The organism is Streptomyces sp. YS-3 (assembly GCF_045257485.1).
Taxonomy (GTDB): domain Bacteria; phylum Actinomycetota; class Actinomycetes; order Streptomycetales; family Streptomycetaceae; genus Streptomyces.
Window position 1 is genome coordinate 1 of sequence record NZ_JBJHPC010000281.1, and the last position, 9,239, is coordinate 9,239.

The following is a 9,239-nucleotide window of genomic DNA, read 5'->3' on the forward strand; positions in this document are numbered from 1 at the left end:
GTCCCGGGCCCCATCCGCAGGGCCTCCCCCGGCCCTACGGGGACCGCGTACCGTGGGATGCACGCACCGCGTACTGGAGGGCACCCACCATGAGCGCGCTGCCGCCGCCACACGGGGGCCCGGGCCCGGCGCAGGCCCGGACGGCCGCCGGGATCCGCGCCGTGCATCTCCACGCGGTGCCGCGCTCGCCGCGGTTGAGACGTGCCGTCAGGAGAGGGGCGACGGTGCTTCGGCGCATCTCCTGGTAGGCGATGGCTGTGCCATGGGAGAAGGCAGGAAGCACTGAAGGGCAATGAGCGGACAGTTGCAGGATGTTGTTGGCTTCACGAAACGCTCGGCGATCGGCTGGAGGCATTGCGGTCAGTGGTGGGCGTTCATGTGGGCGAGGGATTGCTCGGCGCTGTCGGGGGCGAAGGCACTGTCGAGCCCTTCGGCTGCGCCTTCGGCGGCTTGCGCGGAGCGGGGCAGCATGACGGCTTCGTAGGCGCGGATGGCCTGGTCGATCGTGCTGCTGGTGGCGAGGGCCATTGCGAGGTCGGCGGCGTCGAGCATGGCGAGGTTGGCGCCCATTCCGGAGAAGGGGGACATGAGGTGGGCGGCGTCGCCGAGGAGGGTGACCCCCGGCGTGTGGTTCCAGGTGTGCGGGACCGGCAGCGCATACAGCGGCCGGTTGATGTAGCCGGTGTCGGTGTCGGTGATCAGGCCGAGCAGGTCGGGGCTCCAGGCGGCGAACTCCTTGAGCAGCGCCTTCTGGACGGCGGCGGTGTCGGCGAGGTCGATACCGGCCCGCTCGTACCAGTCCCGGTCGGCGCGCAGACCGATGTAGACGCGGATGTGCTGATTGCTGTTGCGCTGGGCGATGAGGGCCTTGTTGTCGTCCAGCGCCATCATGGTGCCGTCGCCGGTGAGAGCGGCCAAGTCCGGATGGCGGGTGTCGGCGTCGTTCAGGCCGGCTTCGACGAAGGTGACGCCGGTGTAGACGGGGGCAGTGGGGGCCTCGGGCGAGAGCAGGCGGCGCACCCGGGACCAGGCGCCGTCGGCGCCGATGACGAGGTCGGCGTCCGCAGTGGCGCCGCCGGCGAAGTGCAGGCGATGGGCGCCGTCGCCGAGCGGACCGACATACGTGACCTCGTGGCCCCAGCGCACGGTGTCGGGGGCCAGGGAGTCCAGCAGGAGATCGCGCAACTGGCCACGGTCGATCTCTGGGTTGCCGTCCTGCTCGCCCTCGGGCTCCTTGTCGAAAAGGACGGCGGCGTCGGAGCTGAGCAGGCGCATCTGCTGACCTTCGGGGCGAGCCAGGCGCAGGAACTCCTCCAGGAGCTTGGCGCTGCGCAGCGCGATCTGGCCGGAGTCGGCGTGCAGGTCCAGGGTGCCGCCCTGGTCGCGGGCGGTGCGGGAGGCGTCGGCGTCGAAGATGGTTGCGGTGATGCCGTGCACTTGCAGGATGCGGGCGCAGGTCAGGCCCCCGGGCCCGGCGCCGACGATCGCGATGCGGGGTGCGGTGGTGTTCATGGTGGTGCCCCGTTCTGTGAAGGCGGTAGCTGACGGCGGCAGGCCGTCCTGAGGCGCTGGCTTGACTAACGGCCGGTTCCTTGATTGACGGCCGGTCAGAGACCGCCCGAGGCGATGCCCAGCGCCGCATCAACAGAAAAGCACACTCATTACACAAGTGCAACGAGTCAACTTTTCAATCCAGTCAATCCATTGGGTAGGCTGGGCGCATGACCGAGACGACGGGGCGCCGGGAGCGCAAGAAGGCCGCCACCCGCCAGGCCCTGGCAGACGCAGCGTTGACCCTGTTCCTCAAACGCGGATACGAGCAGGTCAGTGTCCGCGACATCGCCGAGGCTGCGGACGTGTCCACCACGACTCTGTTCAAGCACTTCAGCGGTAAGGAGGCACTGGTCTTCGACCAGGACGCCGGCCAGGAGGCGGCCCTGGTCGCCGCCGTGCGCGAGCGGCCCCAGGGGCAGTCCATCCCGGCGGCGCTGCGCGAGCACATCCTGCACGCCCGGATCCGGTCGAACTCCGCAGATCCCCGCTTTGCGCAGTTTGCCGAGCTCGTCGAGGCCACCCCCGCTTTGAGCGACTACCGCCACCGCATGTGGATGCGTCACCAGACCGCGCTCGCCGGCGCCATCGCCGCGGACATCGGCTCCCCGCCGGACGACGTGACGTGCGCAGCCCTGGCCCGCTTCGCCCTGGAAGCAGCGGGCCTCGCAAGGGACCGGGACGATCCCGAGGCCGCCCTCGCACACGCCTTCGACCTCCTCGAACACGGCTGGGCCACCATCAGCCGCCAGAGCTGACCCTCGCGGGCGGGCCCGTGTCGCCACACGGACCGCACCCGGCCCTCGCTCGTTCAACATCGTTCCTGCCGCAGACCGAGAGCCACTCGCGCCTTCACATGTGCCGACGGGCGTCCCCCGATGGGCCTGTGCTACCGCCAAGACCCGCAGACCGATCCCGATCTTCACTCAGGGGGACAACAGCCGCACACCGTCTGCATGCATGCCTTGTGGCTGACTCGGCATCACGCCGCGCGATGGCGCGCCACGATGGGGGAAGGGTTTGATGCAATGGAGCGCGCTGGCGCGTGGGGAGCGTTGACATGAAGCACGCTGCACAGGAACGGCAGGACACGGGACACGCACGTGGCGGCCCGTTGGGTGAGCCGGTGGTGCGGAAGGCCGTCGACGGCCACCTCGTCGGCGGGGCAAGCAGGTAGCGGTCGCGGTGCACGTCGAGCCGTATACGGGCATGACCTCTGGAGATGAGGTGCTGCTGCGCTGGGACGGCGGTGTCGTGCGCACCTCCGGGACCCAGAGCCAGGTCGTGGACGGCCAGGCCGTCGGCAAGGACCTGGAATTTCTGGTTCCCGCTCAGAGCGGCGGCACCGTGCGCATCAGCTACATCGTGGACCCCCCGACGCCCGCTGTGCAGTGACGCGGCGGCGACACCTGCACGCCGCGAGTGACAGCGAGGTGTGCCCCACAGGCCGGCTGGGAGAGGGTGCGCCACCCGTAGCGCCCAGGGGCACCCATTGCCTGCCCAACGGTGCCCACCACCTCTGGAGCTGCCGCGCGTTCGCGGACTGAACGCGCGGCCGTCAGGAACGGCCAACCCTGAGCCGGTGAACTTGTCGTTCTGGTCCACGGCGCGCGTGGGAGTCAGATTTCCATTGAACTCCGGCACAATCGCCCTCCCATCCGGCGAATTCTGGATCAGTCGACGCCCACCCGGCACGGCCGCCTGCGGCGCAGCAGAGACCTACGCCGCTTGCCCTCGAGCAATAGTCCTTAGGGATTCCGCCGGTAGGGGCGCGGTCGCGGGTGCTGCGATACCGCCGCCCGGTCCAGCGGAGCATGCCCCAGGTCTCTGAGTTTGCGTTGGAGCGCACTCCAACTCCTAGTTTCGGCGCATGCGATACATCAAACTCGGAACGACCGGGCTGGAAGTCTCCGCCATCACCCTCGGCTGCATGAGCTTCGGCGAGCCGGAGCGGGGTGGCGAGCCCTGGTCGCTGGGCGCGGACGCCAGCCGGGACATCATCAAGCAGGCCCTGGAGGGCGGCGTCAACTTCCTCGACACGGCCAATGGGTACAGCGCCGGAAGCAGCGAGGAGATCGTCGGCCAGGCGGTCAAGGACTTCACACGGCGCGAGGAGGTCGTTCTCGCCACCAAGGTCTGGATGCGGATGCGCCCCGGCCCGAACGGGGCCGGGCTGTCCCGCAAGGCGATCTTCGCCGAGCTCGACGCCTCCCTGAAGCGGCTGGGGACCGACTACATCGACCTGTACCAGATCCACCGCTGGGATTACGACACCCCGATCGAGGAAACCCTCGAGGCGCTGCACGACGCGGTCAAGTCCGGGAAGGTCCGCTACATCGGAGCCTCTTCCATGTACGCCTGGCAGTTCGCCAAGGCCCTGTATCTGGCCGATCTGAACGGCTGGACCCGGTTCGTGTCGATGCAGGACCACTACAACCTCATCCACCGGGAAGCGGAGCGGGAGATGCTCCCGCTCTGCGCCGACCAGGGCGTCGGTGTGATGCCGTGGAGCCCGCTGGCGCGGGGCAGGCTGACGCGGGTCCGGGACACCCCCACGGCGCGTGCCGATACTGACGAGGGCGGCAAGATCCTCTACCGCGACGGGGACCAGGCAGTGGCCGAGCGCGTCCACGAGATCGCGGGCAAGCGTGGTCTGTCCCCGGCCCAGGTCGCTCTGGCCTGGGTCATGCGCAACCCGGCGGTGACCTCGCCCATCGTCGGGGTCACCAAGCCGGCCCAGCTGGCCGACGCACTGGCTGCGGTGGACGTCGCACTTGACGAGGACGAGGCCGCCTACCTGGAGGAGCCCTACCAGCCGCACGAGGTCGCCTACTTGGAGGAGTCCTTCTACAAGTCGCGGCCTGTGGCCACCTCCCGGTAGTGCGGGCTACTGCCGGCCTTCAGCCCTTGTGGGTCCAGTTCGAGGCCCTCCTGCTACCGCATCTCGAGACACATCCGTGGGGCTGCCACAACCCACGGATCCCGGACCGGATCGTGTTCGACAAGCTCGTCGCGAAACTCGTCTTCGCCGGCTCGTCCGAGAAGCACGCCGATCAACGTGCTCGGCAACCACGATGAGAACCCGACGCAACGAGTGGATCGCGGCCGGTGTCTTCGCAGGGCTGGAGCAGATCGTGCTGGAGACCTACGACCGTGTCGTGGGCCTGGACCTGGCCGACATCACCGTCGACGGGCAGATCACCAAGTCGCCCTGCGGTGGCGAGATCGCCGGGGTATCACCGACTGACCGAGGAAAACTCGGGATCAAGTGGTCGCGGATGACCGACGGACGCGGGATCCCGCTGGGCTGTGTCGTGGCCGACGCGAACCGGCACGACTCCCCGTTGCTGCGCCCGACGCCAGAGAAGCTCGGGCGATTCGAGCTCGCGTTGCCTGAGCAGATCACGGTGCACCTTGACGCCGACTACGACTTCACGGTCACCCGCAAACTGCTGACCGATCTCGGCTGTGAGTGGCGGATCCGGCCCAAGGCCGCCGTGATCCCGATCAACCACACCCGCCGCTGGGTCGTCGAGCGCACCAACTCCTGGTACAGCCGCGGCTTCAACTTCACCCTGTCCTGCACGGAACGTCGAGCGAGCGGCCGTCATCAACGCACTGTTCGCGTTGATGACCGCGATCATCGTGATCCGACGCCTCATCCGCGAAGCCTGGACCAACCAACGCTGGGACACACGGCCAGCCCGCCGACCATGACGCCTTGTCCGCTACCCGCGGAATCTCTTAGCTGTGGAAGTTGAAGCGCCCCGCCAGAGGCTGGCGGGGCGCAGGCACGTGCGAACATGTCAGATAGCCCAAAGGGTCGGGCCGTCCTGCCCCCTGCTCGCCTCGGTCGGGTAGATGTAGGCGTAGTCGATGTTGCACGCCGTCCAATAGCCGGTGTTGTTGTATCCGGACTGGGTTACGTCGTTCCAGTTGAACCTGTTGGTGTTCCCGCAGTTGTCGTGCACCACGACGTAGAAGCGTTCGTCGGTGGTGGCGTTGCCGTTGCCGACAACCCAATAGACATGGTTAGTGCCAGAATCACAGATGAAGTACTCGGCCCCGTAGTAGCTGTGGTACCTGTGCGTGCACCCGCCGATGACGGCAGCACTCGCGGTGCTTGCGGTGCCGACCACTCCGGCGGCTGCCAGTCCGAGCGCGGCGACCGTGCCGGCGATCCTCTTGAGACGCATGCGTTTCCCCTTCTCGGCAGGCGAATGGTGGTGTGACTGGAGCGCTGGGCGGCAACCCCGTCCTACGGCAAGATCGCCGCTCTTGGCAGGGCATGCCTTGAGCGCGGTGATCACCGGGCGTCATCCTTCCGGGGGCCACCCTTTCTTTGCGGTCCGCAGTCCGACAGTGCCGGTACGAGGAGTTGTCCGCGTGACCGGGAGGTGATCCGCACAGGTCATGCACGGGGCGGGCACCGGACAAGTGGGGTTGTCCGCGGACAACTATGGGGATTGACCGAGCGCCGGGGTATGGGGACTCCCCGCCCCCCTCAGAACGCGCCGACGTTCAGCTGCCGGCTGCCCTGCTCGCATTACGCCAGAGCTGTCCGCGTGCGGACAGCTCAGCGAGTGGTGCCCCAGCCGCTATGCGTCTTTCAGGGACGGGCGGCGCTGGCCGGACAGGCGCTGGTGGGCTTCAAACCGCGTGATGCCGCCTGGGATCCTTCGCCAGGTCCTTACCGTCGCGGAAGAGCCGGCGCAAGCCTTCCGACTGACTGGGCACCGGGACAGCAGCACATGCCCCTCCAGCCAAGCCCAAGCATCGGAAAGGTGGTTCACGAGAACTTCGATGTCCGGATCATCCTCGAATGCCTGGCGGGCCGAGCTCACCTTTGCGCCGCTCATCGGGGGCCATCTGCCGGCGCCCGATCTGCAGCTGTCAGCCTCGAGGCTTCGCGCAACCGGTGCACCAAGTGGGAGCACCGTGTCAGTCGCCTCCCCCCGTGAAGTCCAGCACCAGGTGGTCCTGGACCCGCCGGTACCCCAGCCGCTGGTACAGCGCGTTGCTCGTGGGGTTGGCCAGGTCCGTGAAGAGCACCACCTGCGCAGCCCCCCACCCCAGGGCCAGCCGGGTCGCGGCCGTGGTGGCGACCGCCGCGAAGCCGCGGCCACGCAGCGCGGGCGGGGTGTAGACCGGGCCGATACGTGACTGACCCGCCAGCACCCCGGAGGCGGCGGCCAGCGACACCGGCCCCTCCTCCGTCTCCCACAGCACCAACTGCCCGGCCGCCGTGCGCCTCGCCGCGGCAGCCGCCGCGCCCAGGCCGGGCGGCAGCGCCACCTCGTCGAGGAACGCGGTCATCCACGCGGTAACCAGCGGCAGATCCGCCTCGGTCGCCAAACGGGCGCGGCCCAAGACCGGTACCGGGTCGGCGAGTTCGGCGAGTTGGAACAGCCGCTCCTCCCGGTCCACCCGATACCGGCCCCACGCCTCGCCGAAGGCCAGGGCGGTGGCGGTGGCGCCGTTCACCCCGGCGAGCACCCCGCCGCGCAGCGCCCCGGCGAGCTCCCGGGCCGCGCCGTCCGGCATCGTGCCCAGCACCGCAGGCATTCCCGGCGTCTGGACGTACGCACCACCCACCGCCGGGCCCGTCCCGGTCCACCAGCCGAACCGCGCACCCGGCCAGTATCCGTCACGCGCACCCTCGGAGAGGGTGAGCAGCACCGTGTTGCGTGCCGGGTCAGCAGCGAGGAAGGGGTGCGCGGCCCCCCGGAAAGCTTCGACGTCGTCCGTGAGATACCAGGTCATGCTCGATCGTCGTACGGCGCCGGGCCCCGGCGCATCCCCTTTTCCCCGACCGTACGAACCCTCCATTCCCCTCAGGTGACCGCCAACTTCAATATGGGCCGACAAGGCTTGTCCTTGCCCATTGATCGTCCTCCGCTTCACGTCTGCAGGCGCAGCGGCTGCCAGCGGTCAAGCCGCCAGCACACGTGCGGGCGCCCGGATTACCCGACCCGCCCGGCGATCAGGCCGCCACTGGCCCAGTGCCTCCGACTCCAGCCGGGTAAGCAGACACGCAGTTCACCGGTTGCGCAATCCCGGCTGCAGATCAGCCCGGGAGAATCCGCACCGCAGACGTTGCAGCGGCGGAGGCGGAGCGCTCCGGCAGCACCAGCCGGTGTGAAGGGATCTGCTGCGACATCACGCGCTCGCGACAGCAGTCAGCCCTTCCATAAGCCCAGGTTATCGGCGCTTGCTGATCTTTGCGTTGATGGGGCCCATCGGGGAGCCGGAGAATCGGTCGCGGCCATCAACACCGCGACACCAACGTCATCCGACACAGGAGGACCCCGCCATGCACATCCCACCTCCCACCTGACCCGTCGGCCAGGTCCGGTTCGGCCGCGGCGGCGACTGAGACGTCGCAACCCGCCCGAGCCGCACTGACGGCCAGCAGCGGGTGGCTGCGGGCCGCATATGCCCGCAGAATCTCGCGGCCACCGCCCGCCCCGGGCAGATGACGGCTCCCCCCATCGACATCCTTCACAGCCACGCCGCGTCTGCTCCGTCACCGAAAGGGCCGGCCACACCGGACAGCTAGGGGTCGTCGACGACGTCAGCGCGTCGCCTTCGGCGCCTCTTCAGCCCAGCGGCCAGTGGGCGAGCCCAGCCCGTTGACGTGGAGGCGCCGCTGTGCAGAAGCCAACCCAATAGATCGCCGAAGGCGCGCTCGGCGATCGCCCCGACGATCAGGTTCCACAGCGCCCACACGCGGGCGACGGCCTGGACGACATCGCTGCTCACGCCGACCGCGCCACCCGCGCCGCCGCCTCAGGCTGACGAGCCTGTTCTTCTGCTATCCCAGCGTTTCCACTCTTCCATCCGCAAAGGAGATCGATCGTGAAGGGACTCGTACTGGGTTCCACCGGCTACATCGGATCAGCCGTGGCTCGGCAGCTCACCGCGCACGGCCACCAGTTGGTCCACTGCATAAAGGAGGACAGCCGGCTGCCGACCGGTGAACCGGTGCGGATCGGCGACTTGGCCGGCCCAGACTCTCTGGGGCCGCCGTCACCGAGGACATCGACGGCGTAATGAACTTGCCACCCCGACCGCGACGAGGCCATGGACACCGCCGCCGTTGACGTGCTGGTCGCCGGGCTGCGCAGCTCCGGACGTACCTTCGCCTATACCAGCGGCGTCTGAGTGCTGGGGGCCACTGATGACGCCACCCTGGACGAGGACGCCCCGACGAACGCCATCGCCACTGTCGGCTATCGCCCCCGCATCGAGCAGCGGGTGCTGGCTGTCGGCGCCGACGACGATGTACGCGCGGTCGTCGTGAACCCCGGCACCGCGTACGGCCAAGGCGGCCGTATATCCCCAGCCTGATGGTCGGCTGGGCCCGCGAGCACAGCATCGGCCCGTACGTGGGCTCCCCGGCGCCCCCCAGTGGCTGATGGTGCACGTGGATGACCTCGCCAACTTGTTCGTGCCGGCCGTGACCAAAGCCGCACGGGAACCGTGCTGCACGGAGTGGCGGACGAGGCGGTGCCAGTCACGGCGCTGGCCGCCGCCGACGTGCGGCGGGCGGCAGCCGCCGGGCCGAGCCCTGGCCGGCGGAACACGCTGGCGAGCCTCTCGGAGTCCGTTCGCCGAGGCCCCGAGCCTGAACCAGGTGAAATCCGCGCAGCGCGCCGTCACCGACCTCGGGTGGCAGCCCACCCGCC

At 68.9% G+C, this 9,239-nt stretch carries 9 protein-coding genes and 1 pseudogene; 6 read left to right on the plus strand and 4 right to left on the minus strand.

All coding sequences use genetic code 11. The features are described 5' to 3' along the window. Window positions 1-360: 360 nt before the first annotated feature. On the minus strand, window positions 361-1,512 hold the full coding sequence (locus ACJA3G_RS21860; RefSeq protein WP_406554713.1) for an FAD-dependent oxidoreductase: 1,152 nt from the start codon (window positions 1,510-1,512) through the stop codon (window positions 361-363). Window positions 1,513-1,721: 209 nt separating this feature from the next. Here ACJA3G_RS21860 and ACJA3G_RS21865 point away from each other — a divergent pair, with 209 nt between their 5' ends. From ACJA3G_RS21865 to ACJA3G_RS21880, 4 genes and pseudogenes are all read left to right on the plus strand, one after another. Beyond that, complete coding sequence (locus ACJA3G_RS21865; protein ID WP_406554714.1) at window positions 1,722-2,309, plus strand: TetR/AcrR family transcriptional regulator; 588 nt, start codon at window positions 1,722-1,724, stop codon at window positions 2,307-2,309. Between the two features lie 451 nt (window positions 2,310-2,760). Next, window positions 2,761-2,946 (plus strand): hypothetical protein, encoded by a 186-nt coding sequence (locus ACJA3G_RS21870; RefSeq protein ID WP_406554715.1) that lies wholly within the window; start codon window positions 2,761-2,763, stop codon window positions 2,944-2,946. Window positions 2,947-3,421: 475 nt separating this feature from the next. Further along, window positions 3,422-4,432, plus strand: a complete 1,011-nt coding sequence (locus ACJA3G_RS21875; protein ID WP_406554716.1) for an aldo/keto reductase — start codon at window positions 3,422-3,424, stop codon at window positions 4,430-4,432. After that, window positions 4,432-5,268, plus strand: a pseudogene (locus ACJA3G_RS21880) (IS5/IS1182 family transposase). Before ACJA3G_RS21875 ends, ACJA3G_RS21880 begins: the two are co-directional and overlap by 1 nt. A gap of 89 nt (window positions 5,269-5,357) precedes the next feature. On the opposite strand, the gene ACJA3G_RS21885 reads toward ACJA3G_RS21880, so the two are convergent. The 3 genes from ACJA3G_RS21885 to ACJA3G_RS21895 all read right to left on the minus strand — a co-directional run bounded on the left by ACJA3G_RS21885 (window position 5,358) and on the right by ACJA3G_RS21895 (window position 8,313). After that, on the minus strand, window positions 5,358-5,861 hold the full coding sequence (locus tag ACJA3G_RS21885) for a hypothetical protein (RefSeq protein WP_406554717.1): 504 nt from the start codon (window positions 5,859-5,861) through the stop codon (window positions 5,358-5,360). 631 nt (window positions 5,862-6,492) lie between these two features. Continuing rightward, complete coding sequence (locus tag ACJA3G_RS21890; RefSeq protein ID WP_406554718.1) at window positions 6,493-7,314, minus strand: GNAT family N-acetyltransferase; 822 nt, start codon at window positions 7,312-7,314, stop codon at window positions 6,493-6,495. 792 nt (window positions 7,315-8,106) lie between these two features. Further along, window positions 8,107-8,313, minus strand: a complete 207-nt coding sequence (locus ACJA3G_RS21895) for a hypothetical protein (RefSeq protein ID WP_406554719.1) — start codon at window positions 8,311-8,313, stop codon at window positions 8,107-8,109. A 141-nt stretch (window positions 8,314-8,454) separates the two neighbouring features. Here ACJA3G_RS21895 and ACJA3G_RS21900 point away from each other — a divergent pair, with 141 nt between their 5' ends. Further along, window positions 8,455-8,604 (plus strand): hypothetical protein, encoded by a 150-nt coding sequence (locus tag ACJA3G_RS21900; protein WP_406554721.1) that lies wholly within the window; start codon window positions 8,455-8,457, stop codon window positions 8,602-8,604. A gap of 111 nt (window positions 8,605-8,715) precedes the next feature. After that, window positions 8,716-8,901, plus strand: coding sequence for a hypothetical protein (locus ACJA3G_RS21905; protein ID WP_406554720.1), 186 nt, complete (start codon window positions 8,716-8,718; stop codon window positions 8,899-8,901). Window positions 8,902-9,239 lie beyond the last annotated feature (338 nt).

Coding starts and splice junctions, on each gene's coding strand:
- ACJA3G_RS21875 (WP_406554716.1), top strand. CDS start 3,422: ATGCGATACATCAAACTCGGAACGACCGGGCTGGAAGTCTCCGCCATC.
- ACJA3G_RS21860 (WP_406554713.1), bottom strand. CDS start 1,512: ATGAACACCACCGCACCCCGCATCGCGATCGTCGGCGCCGGGCCCGGG.
- ACJA3G_RS21870 (WP_406554715.1), top strand. CDS start 2,761: ATGACCTCTGGAGATGAGGTGCTGCTGCGCTGGGACGGCGGTGTCGTG.
- ACJA3G_RS21865 (WP_406554714.1), top strand. CDS start 1,722: ATGACCGAGACGACGGGGCGCCGGGAGCGCAAGAAGGCCGCCACCCGC.
- ACJA3G_RS21890 (WP_406554718.1), bottom strand. CDS start 7,314: ATGACCTGGTATCTCACGGACGACGTCGAAGCTTTCCGGGGGGCCGCG.